Below are 19,238 nucleotides of genomic sequence, written 5' to 3' on the forward strand. Positions count from 1 at the left end.
GTCAGCTCGCCGCGGCCGTGTCGGTCGCCGGACGCGCGACCGGGGCCGCGTAGATCGCCGACAGCAGCTGCTCGACCCAGACGATCAACTCGTCGTCGCTCGGCGCCTGCCCGTGGGCTCGTGGCAGGGGCACGCTGACGGCGTTCGTCTGCGCGAACCACCGCGCACCCGGGTACATCCGTTGCAGGCGGACCTGCATGCTGTCGGGCAGGTCGACGCCCGAGACCCGCAGGTTGCTGCCCATGACCACGACCTCGCTGAGACCGGCCTTCTGGGCCGCCCGACGCAGGCGGGAGACCTCGATCAGCGCCAGCACGGGTGCCGGGGGCTCACCGTAACGGTCGGTGAGTTCGTCGAGCACCGAGTCGATCTGGTCGTCGGTGGACGTGGGCGAGCTGGCCGTCGAGAGCTTCTGGTAGGCCTCGAGGCGCAGCCGCTCGCTCTCGACGTACTCTTCGGGGACGTGGGCGTCGACCGGGAGTTCGAGCCGGAGTTCGGTCTGCCCCTCGGCGACGTCCCCGCGGAAGGAGCTGACGGCCTCACCGATCATGCGGAGGTAGAGGTCGAAACCGACCCCGGCGATGTGCCCCGACTGTTCTCCGCCGAGCAGGTTGCCGGCCCCACGGATCTCGAGGTCTTTCAAGGCGACCTGCATGCCCGCACCGAGCTCGTTGTTGGCGGCGATCGTCTCGAGCCGGTCTTGTGCGGTCTCGCTGAGCGGCTTGTCGGCGTCGTAGAGGAAGTACGCGTAGCCGCGCTCCCGGCCTCGACCCACCCGCCCACGCAGCTGGTGCAGCTGGCTCAGACCGTACTTGTCGGCCCGGTCGATGATCAACGTGTTGGCGTTGGCGATGTCGAGACCGGTCTCGATGATGGTGGTCGACACGAGGACGTCGAACTTGCGCTCCCAGAAATCGACCATCACCTGCTCGAGCGTCGACTCGGCCATCTGGCCGTGGGCGACGGCGACGCGGGCCTCGGGCACGAGCTCGGCGATCTGCGCCGCGATGCGGTTGATGCTCGACACGCGGTTGTGCACGTAGAACACCTGGCCCTCGCGCAGCAGTTCGCGCCGGATCGCGGCGGCTTTCTGCCGGTCGCTCTCGGGGCCCACGAAGGTGAGGATCGGGTGGCGGTCCTCGGGCGGGGTGGCCAGGGTCGACATCTCGCGGATGCCCGTGACGGCCATCTCGAGCGACCGCGGGATCGGGGTCGCCGACATGGCCAGGATGTCGACGTTGGTCTTGAGCTTCTTCAGGGCGTCCTTGTGTTCGACGCCGAAACGCTGCTCTTCGTCGATGATGACGAGGCCGACGTCCTTGTACGAGATGCCCTCGCTCAACAGTCGATGGGTGCCGATGACCATGTCGACGGTGCCGTCGCCGAGCCCGGCGATCGTCTCTTTGGACTCTTTCGCCGACTGGAACCGGCTGAGGCTGCGGAGGTGCACGGGGAACCCGGCGAAGCGATCGCTGAAGGTGTCGAAGTGCTGTTTCACGAGCAGGGTCGTCGGGACGAGCATGACGACCTGCTTGCCGTCCTGGATGGCCTTGAACGCCGCTCGGACGGCGACCTCGGTCTTGCCGTAGCCGACGTCGCCCGAGAGCAGGCGGTCCATCGGGATCGGGCGCTCCATGTCGGCCTTGATCTCGTCGATGGTCGTGAGCTGGTCGGGGGTCTCGGCGAACGGGAACGCCTCTTCGAGCTCGCGCTGCCACGGGGTGTCGGGCGGGAACGCGTGGCCCTTGCTCGCCATGCGGGCCGAGTAGAGCTTGACCAACTCGACCGCGATGTCGCGGACGGCCTTGCGCGCCTTGCCCTTGGCGGCCGCCCAGTCCCCGCCGCCCATCTTGCTGAGCGTCGGGGCCTCGCCACCCACGTAGCGGCTGAGCAGGTCGAGCTGGTCGGTCGGGACGTAGAGCTTGTCGCCGGGGTAACCGCGCTTCGAGGGCGCGTACTCGAGCACGAGGTACTCGCGAGAGTGCTTGACGGCGTTCTTGCCACCGCTCGACACCTCGCGGCTGGTGAGCTCGAGGAACTTGCCGATGCCGTGGGTCGAGTGCACGACGACGTCGCCCGGCTTGAGCTGGAGGGGATCGACGACGTTCTTGCGTCGGGTCGCGAGCTTCTTGACCTGACGCGAGTCGTAGTTGGCCGAACGGCCGTAGAAGTCGGACTCGCCGAGGACGGCGATCTTGGACTCCATCAGTTCGAAGCCGGCCTCGACACCACCGGCCACGAGGTGGACGACGCCGGGTTCGAGGGTCTCGGGCAGGCTCTCCTCGAGGCGGGCGGCGACCTCGCGCTCGGCGAGGACGTCTCGGGCCCGCTCGACGAGCCCCGTGCCACGGGCCGTGACGACGACGGACCAGCCGTCGCGCACGCGCTCGACGACGTGCTCGAGCGCCCCCTCGGCGTGTCCGCTGAAACTCGGGACGACGGCCGCGTCCACGCGGACGTAGTCGCCGGCCGCCGCGACCGCCTCGTCGTCGGACAGCACCTCGCCCGAGTCGAAGCCGCTCATCGTGAACCAGGACCGGTCGCCCGCCGCGTCACGCAGGTCGCGGAGGCTGAGGAAGTCGCCGGAGTCGAGGTCGATGGGCGCCTCGGCACCGGCCGTCGCGGCGTTCCAGGCGGCCGACAGGAACTCGCGGTTCGTCTCGGCCAGGCTCTGGGCGCGCGACACGACCCGCTCGGGCGAGAGGACGACGATGGAGGCGCCGGCCGGCAGGTAGTGGGTCACCGGCACCAGCCGGTGCACCAGCGCGGGTGCCAGGCTCTCCATGCCCTCGACCGGGATGCCCTCGGCGATCTTCGCGAGCATCTGCGACAGGCTGGGGAACTCGTGCTGCATCTCGCGAGCCCGTTGACGGACCGCCCCGGTGAGCAGCATCTCGCGGCTCGGCGGCAGCTCGACCGACGTGACCTCGCCGTCCAGGCTTCGCTGGTCGGCCACGGAGAACCGACGGATCTGGTCGACCTCGTCGCCGAAGAAGTCGACGCGCACCGGGTGTTCGGCCGTGGGCGGGAACACGTCGAGGATGCCGCCGCGGACGGCGAACTCGCCACGGCGGGTGACCATGTCGACCCGGGCGTACGCCAGGTCGACGAGATGGACGGCGATGCCCGAGAGGTCGTGGCCGCGCTCGCCCACGGTGAGCCGCACGGGGTCGAGCTCGACGAGGTTGTCGCTGAGCGGCTGGAGGGCGGCGCGCACACCGGCGACGACGACGATGGGGCGGACGGAACCCGGCGCCTCGGCAGCTTCCTGCCGCCAGGTGGCGAGACGCCGCAGGGCGTGGATCCGCTTGCCGACCGTCTCGGCGCTGGGGCTGAGACGTTCGTGGGGCAGGGTCTCCCACGCGGGGAACTCGATGACCTCGGCCTCGGGCAGGTAGCTGGTGAGCGACCCCCGCACCGCCTCGGACTCCCGACCCGTGGCCGTGACGACCAGCATCGCCTGCGGACCCTCGCGACGGTCGAGCAGACCGGCCAGCAGGGGAACGCGGAGGCCGTCGACGACGGAGAAATCGGTGCTGCGTGCGGCCCGGTCGAGGGCGGCAGAGAACGTGGAGGCGCGCGAGAGCGCCTGGATCAAGCCCGCGAGTATCACCCGCACGATGTTACGCGGCACCACCGACACCGCGGTCGGGGTTCGCTGTCGGCGACACCGGGAGGCGCCCGGAGGTCGGTCACCGGCGGGACGGACCCGCTCGTCGCGGTCCGCGACTCGACCACGTCCGTGGTCGGTCGGGCTCGGGACGCGTCAGCTCTTCGCGGTGTGGAACTTCAGCTGCGCCGCGGTCAGTCCGTCGGTGGCGATCATCTCGACCGCGTCGGCCGCGTCGGCGACCAGGAACGGAAGTTCTTTGCGTTCGGTGGAGGAGAAGTCCTTGAGGACGAAGTCGGCGGCTGGCTGCCTGCCGGGCGGACGGCCGATGCCGACACGAACCCGGGTGAACTCGTTCGACCCCGTGGCGGCGATGATGTCGCGGATGCCGTTGTGGCCGCCGTGGCCGCCACCGTGCTTCAGCCGGACGACGTCGAAGTCGATGTCGAGCTCGTCGTGGACGACGATGAGCCGCGACACGTCGAGGTCGTAGTACTTCAACAACGCCTGCGTCGGCCCGCCCGAGACGTTCATGAAGGTCGCGGGCCTGGCCAGCACGAAGCGAGGGCCGCCGGGAGCGGTGCGCCCCTCGGCGACCGTCGCGTTCGTGCGGTGGTTCTTGAACCCGGTGGAGAGTCGGTCGGCCAGTTCGGCCAGGACCATCTGCCCCACGTTGTGCCTGTTGCCGGCGTAGCCGGGCCCGGGGTTGCCGAGCCCGACCACGAGCCACTGGTCGTCGAGTGCCATCGTCGTGGTCGTCGTTCTCTCAGTGGGTCTGCGCCGGCAGGGTGTTCGAGCTGCGTCGTGTTACTCGGAGCGCTCTTCGTCCTCGATGGACTCGACGTCGCCCTCGGCCTCGGCGGCCTCGCCGTCCTCGTCGGAGACCGCGTCGGTCGTCAGGTCGAGCTGGGGCACCGAGACGGCGAGCACGAGGGTCTCGGGCTCGCTGACCAGGGTCGCGCCCTTGGGCAGCACGAGGTCGGCCGCCGAGATCTGGGCGCCCTCTTCGAGGCCCTCGATCGAGACGACGACGTTCTGCGGGATGTGCGTGGCCTCGACCTCGAGCTCGACGGCGTTGAGCTCGACGACGTGGATCGTGCCGGGAGCCGACTCACCCTCGACGTGCACGGGCACCTCGACGGTGACCTTCTCGCCCTGGCGGACGACGATGAGGTCGATGTGCTCGATGGTCTGCTTGACCGGGTCGCGCTGGATGTCCTTGACGAGGGCGAGCTGGTTCGTGCCCTCGATGTCGAGCGTGATGACGGCGTTGGCACGACGCGTGATCAGCATGGTCTCGTGACCGGGCAGCGTGACGTGCTGGGGGTCGGTGCCGTGGCCGTAGATGACCGCGGGGATCTGGTCCTTGGCACGGATCTTGCGGGCCGCGCCCTTGCCGAAGCTGGTGCGCACGAGGGCGCTGAGGTTGTTCTGGTCGGACATGTCGTCTCCTTGCAGGGGCCGTGACGGCCCGGGGGTGTGTGGTCGGTGTCAACTCGAACGCGAATCGCGTGAGGAAGGACCCGCAACCCGAGGGGTGCCGCCCGAGGGACGATCACCGCTGCACGAGTGGTGCATGAGCACCGAGCGCCTGCCTACCGCGTCGATCACGGGTGCCGGAGCACCCCTCGCCGAGGTTCAGCTACCAAGGTTACACGTCGGCCGGGCGTGTCGCCAACCCGCGCCTCCTCGGCTCGTCCGTCCGCGAGGGCGCCCCCTCAGCGCCCGAGTCGGGCTCGTCAGTGCCCGAGTTCGCCTCGTCGCACGGCCCCGAGGTGGGCCGTCACGGCCGCCACGACGTCGTCGGGACCGGGCTCCACGTCGACCTCGAAACCGGCCTCGTCGTCGGTCAGCGGCTCGAGGGTGGCGAACTGCGACTCCATCAGGCCGGCCGGCATGAAGTGCCCCTTGCGCTCGCGCTGACGTCGGGCGACGAGGTCGCGCACGCCGGTCAGGTGCACGAACCGGAGGCGCGGGTCGCCCTCCCGCAGGACGTCGCGGTACGCCTTCTTCAGCGACGAGCAGGCGACGACCACCGAGTCGTCGCCCGCCGCGGCGATGCGGTCGGCGACGATGCGGAGCCACGGCCACCGGTCGTCGTCGTCGAGCGGCTGCCCGGCGGCCATCTTGAGCCGGTTGGCCTCGGGGTGCAGGTCGTCGGCGTCGACGAACGGGACGCCGAGGGTCTCGGCCAACAGCTCGCCCACGGTCGACTTGCCCGATCCGGAGACCCCCATCACGACGACGGGCGGGAAGGGAGCGGGGTGGGGCTGGTCGGTCACGGACGGCCTTCGATCGGGGAAACGGTTGCGTCAACCCTAGGCGAGCCGCCGTGGAGGGGTACGGACGGAGCCTGTCGGACGCTCGGCACCGAGGCATAGTCTGCGAACACCACCGACCGAGAAGGAGGCACCGTGACCGAACACGGAGCAGCATCGCAGTCCACCGCCCAGGCGAACATCGGAGTCGTCGGCCTGGCCGTCATGGGCTCGAACCTGGCGCGCAACCTGGCCAGTCGCGAGGGCAACACGGTCGCCGTCTACAACCGCTCCCCCGAGCGCACCGACACCCTCATGGACGAGCACGGTGACGCCGGGTTCATCGCCTCGAAGTCGATCGAGGACTTCGCCGCATCCCTGCAGAAGCCGCGCACCGCGATCGTCATGGTGCAGGCCGGTCGCGGCACCGACGCCGTCATCAGCCAGCTCGCCGACGTGTTCGACGAGGGCGACATCATCGTCGACGGCGGCAACGCGAACTTCCAGGACACCCGCCGACGAGAGGCCGCCCTCAAGGAGCGCGGACTGAACTTCGTGGGCGCCGGCATCTCGGGCGGCGAGGAAGGCGCCCTGAAGGGGCCGTCCATCATGCCCGGCGGCTCGAAGGAGGCCTACGAGACGCTCGGCCCGATCCTGGCGTCGATCGCCGCGGTGGCCGAGGGCGAGCCCTGCGTCACGCACGTCGGGGCCGACGGCGCGGGCCACTTCGTCAAGATGATCCACAACGGCATCGAATACGCCGACATGCAGCTCATCGCCGAGTCGTACGACCTGCTGCGCCGGGTGGGCGGCCACGAGCCCGCCGCCATCGCCTCGGTCTTCGAGGAGTGGAACAAGGGCGAGCTCGAGTCGTACCTGATCGAGATCACGGCCGAGGTGCTCCGCCAGACGGATGCCAAGACGGGCGGCCCGCTCGTCGACTCGATCGTCGACCAGGCCGGCTCCAAGGGCACGGGCGTCTGGACCGTGCAGAACAGCGTCGGGTTGGGCGTGCCGGTCGGTGGGATCGCCGAGGCTGTCTTCGCCCGCGCCGTGTCGTCGAAGCCCGCCCAGCGCTCGGCCGTGCAGAAGACCCTGCAGGGACGGCCCGAGATCCAGGAGGCCGGCGACGGCTTCGAGGACGACGTGCAGAAGGCGCTCTACGCCTCGAAGATCGTCGCCTACGCCCAGGGCTTCGACGCCATCATCGCCGGTGCCGACGAGTACGACTGGGACATCGACAAGGGCGCCATCGCCAAGATCTGGCGCGGCGGCTGCATCATCCGGGCACAGTTCCTCAACCGCATCGTCGACGCCTACGAGAAGGACGCGTCGATCGCGACCCTGCTCGAGGACGACTACTTCGCCGCGGCCGTCCGAGACGGCGAGGAGGCCTGGCGCCGCATCGTGGCCAAGGCCGCCCTCTCGGGCATCCCCGTGCCCGGCTTCGCCTCGGCTCTGTCGTACTACGACTCGCTCGCTTCCGAACGCCTGCCCGCCTCCCTCATCCAGGGGCAGCGGGACTTCTTCGGGGCACACACCTATCAGCGCGTCGACGAGGAGGGCACGTTCCACACCCTCTGGTCGGGCGACAGGGCCGAGATCGAGACGGAGCCGTCGACCCACTGACGGGTGCAGGGGCGCTCACCGCGCCTCCTGCGTCCTGACGGGCGTGCCCCTCGATGCGGTGCCGCTGCGGCGGCCGGCGTCGGGCACGCCCGTTCGTCGTTCCGCCGCAGCGGACCTCGGAGCTTCCGACGTCGACGTAGACAACTCAGGAGAACGGCCGCCGAATCGGCCCTTTGGAGGCGCGGCGCAGCCGAACTCCGGAGTTGCCGACATCGCACGGGCAGGTCGCGGGCCAGGCCGGCCGCTCGGGCCGGGCCGTGGCCTGCCGGTCGGGTGGCCGAGGCCGCACGGGTTGGACGTTCGGGCGGGTCGAGAAGGTCCACGTCGGCAAGTCAGGAGAACGACCGCCGAAACGGCCCGCAGGAGGCGCGGCGCAGCAAAACTCTGGAGTTGCCGACATCGCATGGGCACGTCGGCTCGGTCGGGACCGAACGAGCCGGGTGGGTCCGTGGCCGGGCGGGTCGAGCGGGTCCCCGTCGGCAAGTCAGGACAACGACCGCCGAAACGGCCCGCAGGAGGCGCGGCGCAGCCGAACTCCGGAGTTGCCGACATCGGACGAGCAAGCCGGGCCGGTCGGGGCCGAGCGGCCGGGTGGGGTCGAGCAGGTCCCCGTCGGCAAGTCAGGACAACGACCGCCGAAGCGGCCCGCAGGAGGCGCGGCGCAGCCGAACTCCGGAGTTGCCGACATCGGACGAGCAAGCCGGGCCGGGCGGGCGGGCGGGCGGGCGGGCGGGTCGAGCAAATCCACGTCGGCACGTCAGGAGAACGACCGCCGGAACGGCGGGCAGGAGGCGCGGCGCAGCCGGACTCCGGAGTTGCCGACATCGGACGAGCCGGCCGGGCCGGTCGGGTCCGAGCGGCCGGGCCGGTCGGGGCCAGGCAGCCGGGCCGGTCGGGGCCAGGCAGCCTGGCCGGTCGGGGCCAGGCGAGCCGGGCGGTCGGGGCCAGGCGAGCCGGGCGGTCGGGGCCAGGCGGGTCGGGCCGGCCGACTCCGTGCCGACGCGACGGGAGGTGTCGGGCGGGGGCTAGGCGGCGCCGTCGAACATCGAGGTGACCGAACCGTTGTCGAAGACCTCGTGGATCGCCCGGGCGATCAGCGGGGCGATGGGCAGGATCTCGAGCTTGTCGAACTTCTGGTGCTCGGTGAGCGGCAGGGTGTCGGTGACGACGACCGAGTCGATGAACTCGCTGTTGAGGATCTCGGGGGCGGGGTCGCTGAAGACCGCGTGGGTCGCGGCGACCACGACGCCGATCGCGCCGTTGGCCTTGAGCGCCTCGGCGGCCTTGACGATGGTGCGACCGGTGTCGATCAGGTCGTCGACCAGCAGGCACACGCGACCCGAGACGTCGCCGACGATCTCGTGGACGGTGACCTGGTTCGGCACCAACGGGTCACGGCGCTTGTGGATGATCGCGAGGGGGGCGTCGAGCTTCTCGCTCCAGATGTCGGCGACGCGGACGCGGCCCATGTCGGGCGAGACCACCGTCAGGGTGGTGTTGTCGAGCTTGGCGCGGAAGTGCTCGAGCAGCACGGGCATGGCGAAGAGGTGGTCGACCGGGCCGTCGAAGAAGCCCTGGATCTGCGGGGCGTGGAGGTCGACGCTCATGATGCGGTGCGCGCCGGCCGCCTTGAAGAGGTCGGCGACGAGCCGGGCGGAGATCGGCTCGCGGCCCCGGCCCTTCTTGTCTTGCCGGGCGTACGGGTAGAACGGCGCCACGACGGTGATGCGCTTGGCCGAGGCCCGCTTCAGTGCGTCGACCATGATCAGCTGTTCCATCAGCCACTCGTTGATCGGCGCCGAGTGGGACTGGATGACGAAGGCGTCCGAGCCACGGACGCTCTCGTCGAACCGGGCGTAGAGCTCGCCGTTGGCGAAGGTGCGGGCGTCGGTCGGGATCAGCTCGCTGCCGAGCTCGGCGGCGATCTGGTTGGCCAGTTCGGGGTGCGCACGCCCCGAGATCAGAACGAGTCGGTTCTCGCCGGTGATCTTGATTCCGGACACGTCACTCGCTCTCCGGCCCCGAGGGGCCAACCCGACCGGGTTCAGTCGGTCGTTCGTTCGGCGCGAGCGGCGGCCTCGGCAGCCGCCGAGCCGGGGCGGTTCGCCTCGACCCATCCGCTCGCATTGCGCTGTGGAGCGATGCTCAAGGCCAGGGCCCCGGCCGGCACGTCTTTGCGGACGATCGTTCCGGCGCCTGTGTACGCTCCGTCGCCAATCCTAACGGGGGCGACGAAGACGTTGTGCGACCCGGTGCGGACGTGCGACCCGACCTCGGTGCGGTGCTTGTCCACGCCGTCGTAGTTGGCCGTGATGGTGCCGGCGCCGATGTTCGACCCCTCGCCCACCTCGGTGTCGCCCACGTAGCTGAGGTGCGGCACCTTCGACCCGGCGCCGATCTGCACGTTCTTGGTCTCGACGAAGGTGCCGATCTTGCCGTCGGCGGACAGGAGCGTGTTGGGCCGCAGGTACGCGAACGGCCCCACGGAGGCGCGGGCACCGATGACGGCGAGCGTCGCGTCCGTGCGCTTGACGGTCGCCCCCTCGCCCACCTCGGTGTCGACGAGGGTGGTGTCGGGGCCGACGACCGCGCCCGGGGCGATGTAGGTCGCGCCGCGGAGCTGGGTGCCCGGCAGCAGTTCGACGTCGGGGCTGAGGGAGACGTCGCGGTCGATCCAGGTGGTCTGCGGGTCGACGATCGAGACGCCTTCGCGCTGCCAGTGCTCGACGATGCGGTCGTTCAGCCGACGGGCCGCGGCGGCGAGCTGCACGCGGTCGTTGATGCCCTCGAGGCGCCACGTCTCGTCGATCGCCCGTGCGGCGACGACCTCGCCGGCACCGGTGAGCAGGCCGACCATGTCGGTGACGTACTTCTCGTTCTGCGCGTTGGCCGACCCGATGCGGGGCAGGTGGGTGCGCAGGGCGGCGACGGTGAAGACGTAGGTGCCCGAGTTGATCTCGCGCACGGCCCGCTCGTCGTCGGTGGCGTCCTTGTGCTCGACGATGCGGTCGACGTCGCCCGACTCGCGGCGGACGACCCGCCCGTAGCCGGTGGCGTCGGGCAGCACGGCACTCAGCAGCGTCGCCGAGGCGGAGGCGGCACGGTGCTGGTCGAGCAGGGCGGTGAGCGTCGCGTGGTCGAGGAAGGGCACGTCGGCACTGACGACCACGACGTCGCCGGTGAAGTCGGCGGGCAGCGCCTCCACCGCTTGTTCGACGGCTCGACCGGTGCCGGGCACGTCGTCCTGATCGACGACGAGCGCGTGCGGGGCGGTATCGAGCACGCTCGCGACGACCAGGTCGCGCTCGTGCCGCACCACGGCGACGAGGTGGTCGGGCCGGAGCGCGCCGGCGCTCTCGAGCACGTGCTGGATCAGCGGCAGCCCCGCCAGGCGGTGCAGGACCTTCGGGGTCGAGGACTTCATGCGGGTGCCCTGCCCTGCGGCGAGGACGACGACGGCGAGCTGGCGTTCGGGCATGGTGCTCCTTGGTGAGGGGTGGCGCGTGATCACCGCCGATCCTCCCACGGGAGGCCGCCCGACCACGGGTCACCCGCCCGGCGTGGGGACGCCGCCGACGCCGAGACGAGGTGGGGAGGAGTCAGCGGGAGCGGACGACGGCGACCGAGCCCGAGACCGCGACGGCGTCCTCGACGAGCGCGACGGCGACGTCGGGCAGCCCGGTCCCGTCGACGACGGCCTTCCGTGCCCGGTAGAAGAGCCAGCTGCCGACGAGGGCGCCGGACGCCCCGGCGAGCGCTGCGGCCACGGGGGTGCCCCGACGGCCGGTGCCGGCCATCGCGATCCCCGCGACGGCGCCGGAGACCGCGCGACCGAACAGCGGGCCGGCACCGACCCGGCTCGGCGTGGCCGGCAGCTTGTCGCCGACGAGCTCACCGACGCCCGCGGCCACCAGGGCACCGCGGCCGAGGGGTGAGCGGAACAGGCGCCAGCGCTGCCAGGGGCCCCGCGCCTCCTGGGCGTCGTGGTTCAGGGCCAGGACGGCGAGCGGCGTCGCCGAGCGCGACCCGCTGAGGACGCCGAGCAGGACGGCCCGGACGAGGGATGGCGTGGGATCGGTCTTCGACATGGCAGGAGTCCTCGTCGTCGGATGGACGCCAGGGCGCCCGCGGTCGGGGCGGGACGGACCCGACGAGCCGACCGCGACCTGCGACGCTCGGGGCTCCGCCACCAGGATTCGAACCTAGACCTAACAGCTCCAAAGGCTGTCGTGCTGCCGTTACACCATGGCGGACCGCGCGTGCGCGCCGGTCCATTCTGCCAGACCACGACTCGACCGAGGTGCCCGCGCGGGGCGACGGGCCCGCCGGGCCGCACCGCGCCTCCCGCACCCGACGACGGCCTCGGGCATGATGGGCTGATGCCCGAGCAGGACGAGGTCGACCGCATCGTCGAGGCGTGGCGCCACGAGCGACCCGACCTCGACTTCGCGCCGCTCCAGGTGCTCTCGCGCGTCGGGCGGCTGTCGAAGCACCTCGATCGCGCCCGTCGCGAGGCGTTCACCGCCAGCGACCTCGAGTCGTGGGAGTTCGACGTGCTCTCGGCGCTGCGTCGGGCCGGCGACCCCTACCAGTTGAGCCCCAAGACGCTGCTGCAGCAGACCCTCGTCTCGAGCGGCGCGATGACCAACCGCATCGACCGGCTCGTGGCCCGCGGCCTGGTCGAACGCCGCACCGACCCGAACGACGGCCGGGGCATCCTGGTCACGATGACGGGCGACGGACGGCGCGCGGTCGACGCCGCGATCGAACGTCTCGTCACGGCCGAGGACGCCCTGCTCAGCGACCTCAGCGACGACGACCGCCGCCGGCTGACCGACCTGCTGCGGACGCTGAGCCTCACGCTCGGCGACTGAGTCGGGTCGACCGGCGGAGCACGCCGGCCCGCTCGCTACGCCAGCAACTCGCTCAGCTCGAGCCAGCGCACCTCGAGCTCGCCCGTCTTGTGGTCGAGCGCCGTCAGCTTCGCCTGCAACGCGGCCAGGCCGTCGAAGTCGGACTGGTCGAAGGAGGCGAACTGGGCCAGCAGGGTCTCGCGCTCGCCCGAGGCCTTCGCGAGCTTGCGGTCGATCGATCCGAGCTCTTTCTCGGCGTTGCGCTTCTCGGCTCCCGACAGGCCCGAGGCGGCGGCCGAGGCCGCGACGGACGCCGAGGCCCCCTGGACGGCCGTCGGGCGGTCGGTCGCGCCTCCTTGGTTCTGGGTCGCCTCGCGACGAAGCTGCAGGTACTGGTCGACACCGCCGGGCAGGTGCCGGAAGCGGCCCTCGAGCACGGCGTACTGCTGGTCGGTGACGCGCTCGAGCAGGTACCGGTCGTGCGAGACGACGAGCAGGGTGCCGGGCCAACCGTCGAGCAGGTCCTCCATCGCGGCGAGCATGTCGGTGTCGAGGTCGTTGGTGGGCTCGTCGAGGATGAGCACGTTCGGCTCGTTCAGCAGGATCAACAGGAACTGCAGGCGACGCTTCTGGCCACCGGACAGGTCTTTGATGGGGGTCTGCAGCTGGGCGCTGGTGAAGCCGAGGCGCTCGAGCAGCTGCCCGGGCGTCATCTCTTTGCCCCCGGTGACGTACGAGGTGCGCTGCCGGCCGATGACGTCGTTCACCCGCTCGTGCGCGACCTCGTGGAGGTCGGCGAGCTGCTGGTCGAGGATCGCGAACTTGACCGTCTTGCCCTGTTTGACGCGCCCCTCGGTGGGGGCGATGGCCCCGGTGACGACCTTCAGCAGCGTCGACTTGCCGGCGCCGTTGACGCCGAGCACGCCGGTGCGCTCCCCCGGCGCGATGCGCCACTCGACGTCCTGCAGCACGCGCTTGTCACCGAACGAGACGCCGACCTCGACGAGGTCGACGACGTCCTTGCCGAGGCGCGCGGTCGCCATCTGCGACAGCTGGACGGCGTCGCGCACGGGCGGCTCGTCGGCGATCAGCTCGTTGGCCGCGTCGATGCGGAACTTGGGCTTGGTCGAGCGCGCCGGGGCCCCGCGACGGAGCCAGGCGAGCTCTTTGCGCATGAGGTTCTGGCGCTTGGCCTCGGAGGCGGACGCCATGCGGTCCCGCTCGACGCGCTGGAGCACGTAGGCCGCGTAGCCACCCTCGAAGGGTTCGACGATGCCGTCGTGGACCTCCCAGGTGTCGGTCGAGACCTCGTCGAGGAACCACCGGTCGTGGGTCACGACCACGAGGGCGCCCGAGTTCGTCGACCAGCGACGCGAGAGGTGCTGCGCCAGCCAGGCGACGCCCTCGACGTCGAGGTGGTTGGTGGGCTCGTCGAGGAACAGGACGTCCCAGTCGCCGACGAGCAGGGTCGCGAGGGCCACGCGTCGACGCTGACCTCCGGAGAGGTCCTCGACCCGCGCCTCCCACGGGATGTCGGTGGCGAGGCCCGAGATGACGTCGCGGATGCGCGCGTCGCCGGCCCATTCGTGCTCGTCGCGGTCGCCGACGATCAGGCTGCCGACCGTGGCGCCCTCGGGCAGCACGTCGCGCTGGTCGAGCATGCCGATGGTCAGGCCGCGGCGGGTCGTCACACGACCGTCGTCGGGTTCGAGCCGACCCGCGAGCACCGACATGAGCGTCGACTTGCCGTCACCGTTGCGGCCGACGACACCGATGCGGGAGCCCTCGTCGATGCCGAGGGTCACCCCGTCGAGGACGACCTTGGTCGGGAATTCGAGACGGAGGTTTTCTGCGCCGAGTAGATGAGCCACCACAGAAGCGTAGACGGCCCGGGCCGGGCGGCCGACTCGACGGTGCTCGACCGGGGTCAACCCAGCGACGCCACCCACTCGTCCGAGCCGTCGGTGAACTCCTGGCGCTTCCAGATCGGGGTGCGGGCCTTGACCTCGTCGACGAGCGCGGCGCAGGCCGCGAACGCCTCGGCGCGGTGGGCCGACGCCACCGCGCAGGCCAGCGCGACGTCGCCCACGACGAGGTCGCCGTAGCGGTGCTCGACCGCGATCGCGACCTCGGGGTGCGCCTCGGCCACGGCGACCGCGACCTCGTGGATCACCTCGGTCGCCGTCGGATGCGCCTCGTAGTGCAGCGCCTCGACCCCCCGCCCCTCGTCGTGGTCGCGGACGACGCCCTCGAACGTCACGACCGCCCCGGAGGCGCGGCTCGTCACGAGCGCGGAGCACTCGGCCACCGACACGGTCACGTCGACGACGCGGGCGAGCAGCACGCGCTCGGAGGCGGGAGGCGCGGCGGGTGCCCCGGCGGACGCACCGCCGGGCAGGAGGGTCGGATCGTCGGTGGTCATGCGGCCCCCTCGGGACTGGGATGGCGGTTCTGGGCGTGGTCGACCCCGTGCAACTGGTCGACCACGTGGTCGAGGACGTCCTCGAGGACCGCGAGCCCGTCGCGCACCCCGCCGCGGGAGCCGGGCAGGTTGACGACGAAGGTGCCGCCGGCCACGCCCGCGAGCCCCCGGGAGAGGACGGCCAGGGGCGTCGAGGCCGCACCCCTGCGCCGGAGTTCTTCGGCGATGCCGGGCAGTTCGCGGTCGAGCAGCGGCAGGGTCATCTCGGGCGTCGCGTCGGTCGGCGACACCCCGGTGCCGCCGGTGGTGACGACGGCGTCGACGCCCCACTCGAGGGCGGCCTCGAGCACCGCGCCGACCGGTTCGCCGTCGGCCACGACGACGGGCCCCTCGACCAGCCACCCCCGCGCGACGAACCAGTCGCGGATGACCGGACCGGTCGTGTCGTCGGCGGTGCCGGCGGCGGCCCGGGTGGAGGCCACGACGACGACGGCCCGGCGCCGGGCGGTCTCGTCGGGCGCGGTTACGCCGGGCGCGGTCACGTCGGCCGTCTCGTCCGGGACGCCGCTCATCGTGACCAGTCCCCCGACTTGCCGCCCTGCTTGTCGAGCACCTTGATCTCGCCGATCACGGCGAGCGCGTCGACCGCCTTGATCATGTCGAAGAGGGTCAGGGCCGCGACGGACGCGGCGGTCAGGGCCTCCATCTCGACCCCGGTGACACCCCGGGTCGAGACGCGGGCGATCACGGTGACCTGCGCCTCCGTGGTCTCGAAGTCGACGGTGATCGCGCCGAGCGGCAGCGGGTGGCACAGCGGGATGAGCGTCGGCGTCTGCTTGGCCGCCAGGATGCCGGCGATGCGGGCGGTGCCGAGGGCCTCGCCCTTGGGCAGCGATCCGTCGACCAGTCGCGCGACGACGTCGGGCCGGGTGGTCAGCACGGCCTGGGCGGTGGCGATCCGCTTCGTCTCGGACTTGCCGGTCACGTCGACCATGTGCGCGGTGCCGTCCTCGCGCACGTGCGAGAGCGGGGCGTCGGTCGGGGCGTCGGTCGGCAGGTCGGTCGGCGGCACGTCGGGCGGGGTCGGGGTCATCGGTCGGCCTTCTCGTGGGGGGCGGGGTCGTCGAGCGCCCAGACCTCGACCCGGTCGTCCGCGTCGACGCGGTCGACCCCGACGGGGATCGAGACGAGCACGGTGGCCTCGGCGTGGGCGGCGAGCAGGTGCGAACTCGGCCCGCCGACGAGGTGGGCACGCCCGTCGACGTCGACCCGGCCGCGACGCAGCTGGTGTTTGCCGACCGGCGAGTCCACGGGGTGCGCCATCGGCACGGTCCAGCGCCGTCGGGGCAGGCCGACGCCGGTGACGCCCTGCAGGGCGGGGCGCAGGAAGGCCTCGAACGACACGAGCGAGCTGACGGGGTTGCCCGGGAAGCAGACGACGGGCAGCTCGCGGTCGTGCACGCGGATCGTCCCCCAGCCCTGCGGCCCGCCCGGTTGCATGGCGACCGGACCGAACGTGACGCCGGCACCCTCGAAGGCGTCGCGGACGACCTCGTAGGCACCCGCGCTGACCCCGCCGCTCGTGAGCACGAGGTCGACCTCGTCGGCGTGGCGGGCGACGACGGCGAGCAGGGCGGCCGCGTCGTCGGTCACCCGGGCGGAGGTGACGACGACTCCGACCTCGGCGAGCGCCGCGGCCAGCGCGACGCCGTTCGCGTCGTGGATCTGGCCGGGCCCGAGCGGGGCACCGGGTGCGGCGAGCTCTTCGCCGGTCGACACCAGCAGGAGGCGCGGGCGGCTCCGTACCTCGACCGCGTCGATCCCGGAGGCGGCGAGCACGCCCCACCGCGCGGGCGTCAGTCGCGTCCCGGCCGCGAAGAGCACGGAACCCGCGGCGACGTCGCTGCCCGCGGCGCGGACGAAGGCCCCGGCGGCGACGCCCGGCGGCACCTCGACGACGGCCTCGACGCCCACGGGAGGGAAGGCGTCCGGCGAGACCTTCTCGATGGGCACGATCGCGTCGGCACCGGCGGGGACGGCCGCGCCGGTCATGATCGGGGCCGCGGCGCCGGAGACCAGGTCGGGGGCGGCCCGCCCGGCGGGGATGCGCGCGGCGACCCGGAGGCTGGTGGGCGCATCGGGGTCGAGCCCGGCGGTCGAGACGGCGTAGCCGTCCATCTGCGAGTTGGCGAAGGGCGGCAGGTCGATCGGGGCGACGACGTCGGCGGCGAGGACGCGGTCGCGGTACCGGTCGGAGCGCGAGGCGAGCGCCTCGGGGCTCACCACCAACGCGTCGACCGGACGGGCCCGCACGGCCGCCTCGACGACGGCCGTGACCTCGGCGAGGTGGGTCTCGATGGTGCGCACGCGGTTCCTCTCGGGCGATCGTCAGTAGCGTATCGGGGGTGACCGACCCCGCGACCGAGCCCGACGTCCCCCAGCCCACCCGCGCCTCCTCGGGGCCGCCGCCCGTCGACGTCGCCGTCATCGGCGGATCGGGGCTGTACTCTCTCTTCGCCGAGGGCGAGGCGACCCGGCACGTCGTCGAGACGCCCTACGGCCCGACCTCGAGCGAGGTGACGATCGGCGAGTTGGGCGGCAAGCGCGTGGCCTTCCTCACCCGGCACGGCGCGGGCCACGCGGTGGCGCCGCACCTGATCGACTACCGGGCGAACGTGTGGGCACTGGCGTCGCTCGGCGCGAAGGCCATCGTGTCGTCGTCGGCGGTCGGCGGGGTCAGCCCCGACGTCGCCCCCGGCACCATGGTCGTGACCGACCAGTTCATCGACCGCACCCGGGGACGACGCGACACGTTCTTCGACGTCGAGGGGCAGGTTCAGCACCTGATCGCCGCCGACCCGTTCGACCCCGTGCTCCGGGCCGCGGCGATCGCGGCCCTCGAGGCGCAGGGTGAGCCGTTCTCCCCGACCGGCACCTGCGTGGTGATCCAGGGGCCGCGGTTCTCGACCCGGGCCGAGTCGCTGTGGTTCCGGGCCGCGGGTGCGCACACGGTCAACATGACGATGTACCCCGAGATCCCGCTCACCCTCGAACTCGGCATGGGAGCCGTCAACCTCTCGTTCGTGACCGACAGCGACGCCGGCCTGGCCCCGGCCGAGGGCGACGCACCCGACGCCGACGCCGTGAGCGCCTCGCTCGTGTTCGAACGGCTCGCGGCCGCCCAACCGCGCATCGTCGCGGCCATCGAGTCGATCGTCGCCGCGATGCCCGGCGACTACTCGCCCCGCGAGCTGATGCCGCCCGGGGCGGTGGCCGAGGTGCTCGCCCGGCCCGTCTCGGGTCGGAAGGCTGCGCTGTGAACAGGACCAGCGCCTCCTCGTCCGCCGACGGCCCGGGCCTGCTGCTCGTCACGGGTGGGGCCGGCTTCATCGGGTCGGCGATCGTCGACCTCGCCCTCGCCCGCGGCTGGCACGTGCGCGTGCTCGACTCCCTGCGGGCCGACGTGCACGGCGGCGAGCCGACGGTCGACCCGCGCGTCGACTTCGTGCACGGCGACGTGCGTGACGCCGAGACCGTCGACCGGGCACTCGCGGGCGTCGACGCGGTCTGTCACCAGGCGGCCAAGGTCGGGCTCGGCGTGGACTTCCAGGACGCGCCCGACTACGTCTCGTCGAACGAGCTCGGCACGGCCGTCGTGCTCGCGGCGATGGACCGGGCCGGCGTCGACCGCCTCGTCGTCGCCTCGTCGATGGTCGTCTACGGCGAGGGCAGCTACCGCACCTCGACCGGTGCGACCGAACGCCCGGCACCCCGCCGCATCGCCGACCTCGACGCGGGCGTCTTCGACCCGCGTGACGAGGCGGGCGAACTGCTCGAGCCGCAGCTGATCGGCGAGGAGGCCCCGCTCGACCCCCGCAACGTCTACGCCATCACGAAGCTGACGCAGGAGCACCTGTCGACCTCGTGGGCGCGCAGCACCGGCGGTCGGGCCGCCGCCCTGCGCTACCACAACGTCTACGGCCCGGGCATGCCGCAGAACACGCCCTACGCCGGCGTGGCCTCGCTCTTCCGCTCCGCCCTCGAACGCGGCGAGGCTCCGCGCGTGTTCGAGGACGGCGCCCAGCGTCGCGACTTCGTCCACGTCCGCGACATCGCGTCGGCCAACCTCGCGGCCCTCGAGTGGACCGCGGATCAGTCGGCCGACACGTTCCGCGCGTTCAACGTCGGCAGCGGGACGGTGCACACGATCGGCGAGATGGCGGAGGCCCTGGCGCGCGAGGCCGGCGGACCGACGCCCGTCGTCACCGGCGAGTACCGCGCGGGCGACGTGCGGCACGTGACGGCGTCGTCGGCGCGGCTGCAGGGCGAGCTGGGCTGGCGACCGAGCGTGACCTTCGAGCAGGGCATGCACGAGTTCGCCTCGGCCCCGCTGCGCGCCGCGGTCGTCCGCTAGGCGGGCGGTGCCGCCCCCCGTTCGGGTGCGCACCGCCCGCTCCCATCACCTT

General features: G+C 72.0%; 16 protein-coding genes, 1 tRNA gene and 1 pseudogene. 4 read left to right on the forward strand and 14 right to left on the reverse strand.

The annotated features are described in order from the left end of the window. Nucleotide 1: 1 nt before the first annotated feature. From mfd to HQQ78_RS09900, 4 genes are all read right to left on the reverse strand, one after another. Entirely contained in the window at nucleotides 2–3,613 is a 3,612-nt protein-coding gene (gene mfd / locus HQQ78_RS09885) for a transcription-repair coupling factor (protein ID WP_173152874.1), read from the reverse strand. A 153-nt stretch (nucleotides 3,614–3,766) separates the two neighbouring features. Next, nucleotides 3,767–4,357, reverse strand: a complete 591-nt coding sequence (pth, locus tag HQQ78_RS09890; protein ID WP_123571603.1) for an aminoacyl-tRNA hydrolase — start codon at nucleotides 4,355–4,357, stop codon at nucleotides 3,767–3,769. Nucleotides 4,358–4,417: 60 nt separating this feature from the next. Beyond that, on the reverse strand, nucleotides 4,418–5,053 hold the full coding sequence (locus HQQ78_RS09895) for a 50S ribosomal protein L25/general stress protein Ctc (protein ID WP_056048841.1): 636 nt from the start codon (nucleotides 5,051–5,053) through the stop codon (nucleotides 4,418–4,420). Between the two features lie 296 nt (nucleotides 5,054–5,349). Continuing rightward, nucleotides 5,350–5,892, reverse strand: a complete 543-nt coding sequence (locus tag HQQ78_RS09900; protein WP_236557034.1) for a gluconokinase — start codon at nucleotides 5,890–5,892, stop codon at nucleotides 5,350–5,352. Nucleotides 5,893–6,093: 201 nt separating this feature from the next. On the opposite strand from HQQ78_RS09900, the gene gndA reads away from it, so the two are divergent. Then, nucleotides 6,094–7,497, forward strand: a complete 1,404-nt coding sequence (gndA, locus tag HQQ78_RS09905) for an NADP-dependent phosphogluconate dehydrogenase (protein ID WP_056049268.1) — start codon at nucleotides 6,094–6,096, stop codon at nucleotides 7,495–7,497. A gap of 1,025 nt (nucleotides 7,498–8,522) precedes the next feature. On the opposite strand, the gene HQQ78_RS09910 is transcribed toward gndA, so the two are convergent. From HQQ78_RS09910 to HQQ78_RS09925, 4 genes are all read right to left on the reverse strand, one after another. Then, nucleotides 8,523–9,500, reverse strand: coding sequence for a ribose-phosphate diphosphokinase (locus tag HQQ78_RS09910; RefSeq protein WP_056048844.1), 978 nt, complete (start codon nucleotides 9,498–9,500; stop codon nucleotides 8,523–8,525). A gap of 41 nt (nucleotides 9,501–9,541) precedes the next feature. Further along, nucleotides 9,542–10,975 carry a bifunctional UDP-N-acetylglucosamine diphosphorylase/glucosamine-1-phosphate N-acetyltransferase GlmU gene (glmU, locus tag HQQ78_RS09915; protein WP_173152877.1) on the reverse strand — a complete coding sequence of 478 codons (1,434 nt, stop codon included), beginning with the start codon at nucleotides 10,973–10,975 and terminating at the stop codon, nucleotides 9,542–9,544. Nucleotides 10,976–11,096: 121 nt separating this feature from the next. Continuing rightward, nucleotides 11,097–11,585: a DUF4126 family protein gene (locus HQQ78_RS09920; protein WP_123571604.1), complete on the reverse strand. Its 489-nt coding sequence runs from the start codon at nucleotides 11,583–11,585 to the stop codon at nucleotides 11,097–11,099. 93 nt (nucleotides 11,586–11,678) lie between these two features. Continuing rightward, nucleotides 11,679–11,750: transfer RNA gene (locus HQQ78_RS09925), tRNA-Gln, on the reverse strand. Nucleotides 11,751–11,876: 126 nt separating this feature from the next. On the opposite strand from HQQ78_RS09925, the gene HQQ78_RS09930 reads away from it, so the two are divergent. Next, complete coding sequence (locus tag HQQ78_RS09930; RefSeq protein ID WP_123571605.1) at nucleotides 11,877–12,371, forward strand: MarR family winged helix-turn-helix transcriptional regulator; 495 nt, start codon at nucleotides 11,877–11,879, stop codon at nucleotides 12,369–12,371. 35 nt (nucleotides 12,372–12,406) lie between these two features. Here the strand turns inward: HQQ78_RS09930 and HQQ78_RS16385 are convergent, their stop codons facing one another. From HQQ78_RS16385 to glp, 6 genes and pseudogenes are all read right to left on the reverse strand, one after another. Then, nucleotides 12,407–13,561, reverse strand: a complete 1,155-nt coding sequence (locus HQQ78_RS16385) for an ABC-F family ATP-binding cassette domain-containing protein (RefSeq protein WP_369794404.1) — start codon at nucleotides 13,559–13,561, stop codon at nucleotides 12,407–12,409. A 191-nt stretch (nucleotides 13,562–13,752) separates the two neighbouring features. After that, nucleotides 13,753–14,299 (reverse strand): annotated as a pseudogene (locus HQQ78_RS16390) (ATP-binding cassette domain-containing protein); the annotation flags it as partial. Continuing rightward, nucleotides 14,278–14,772, reverse strand: coding sequence for a molybdenum cofactor biosynthesis protein MoaE (locus HQQ78_RS09940; protein WP_082460591.1), 495 nt, complete (start codon nucleotides 14,770–14,772; stop codon nucleotides 14,278–14,280). The gene HQQ78_RS09940 and the pseudogene HQQ78_RS16390, both read right to left, overlap by 22 nt. Beyond that, the gene (locus tag HQQ78_RS09945; RefSeq protein ID WP_173152880.1) at nucleotides 14,769–15,344 is read right to left on the reverse strand and encodes a molybdenum cofactor biosynthesis protein B; all 576 of its coding nucleotides are present in this window, start codon (nucleotides 15,342–15,344) and stop codon (nucleotides 14,769–14,771) included. Before HQQ78_RS09945 ends, HQQ78_RS09940 begins: the two co-directional genes overlap by 4 nt. After that, on the reverse strand, nucleotides 15,341–15,865 hold the full coding sequence (gene moaC / locus HQQ78_RS09950; RefSeq protein WP_173152883.1) for a cyclic pyranopterin monophosphate synthase MoaC: 525 nt from the start codon (nucleotides 15,863–15,865) through the stop codon (nucleotides 15,341–15,343). The genes HQQ78_RS09945 and moaC overlap by 4 nt, the downstream gene beginning before the upstream one ends. Continuing rightward, nucleotides 15,862–17,139 (reverse strand): gephyrin-like molybdotransferase Glp, encoded by a 1,278-nt coding sequence (gene glp, locus HQQ78_RS09955; RefSeq protein WP_173152886.1) that lies wholly within the window; start codon nucleotides 17,137–17,139, stop codon nucleotides 15,862–15,864. Before glp ends, moaC begins: the two co-directional genes overlap by 4 nt. A 38-nt stretch (nucleotides 17,140–17,177) precedes the next feature. On the opposite strand from glp, the gene HQQ78_RS09960 reads away from it, so the two are divergent. Both HQQ78_RS09960 and HQQ78_RS09965 read left to right on the forward strand, forming a co-directional pair. Next, nucleotides 17,178–18,092 (forward strand): MTAP family purine nucleoside phosphorylase, encoded by a 915-nt coding sequence (locus HQQ78_RS09960; protein ID WP_173152889.1) that lies wholly within the window; start codon nucleotides 17,178–17,180, stop codon nucleotides 18,090–18,092. Continuing rightward, the gene (locus HQQ78_RS09965; RefSeq protein WP_371740474.1) at nucleotides 18,089–19,186 is read left to right on the forward strand and encodes an NAD-dependent epimerase/dehydratase family protein; all 1,098 of its coding nucleotides are present in this window, start codon (nucleotides 18,089–18,091) and stop codon (nucleotides 19,184–19,186) included. The genes HQQ78_RS09960 and HQQ78_RS09965 overlap by 4 nt, the downstream gene beginning before the upstream one ends. Nucleotides 19,187–19,238: the final 52 nt, after the last annotated feature.

The sequence above is a fragment of the Frigoribacterium sp. VKM Ac-2859 genome, from assembly GCF_013204925.1.
Taxonomy (GTDB): domain Bacteria; phylum Actinomycetota; class Actinomycetes; order Actinomycetales; family Microbacteriaceae; genus Frigoribacterium.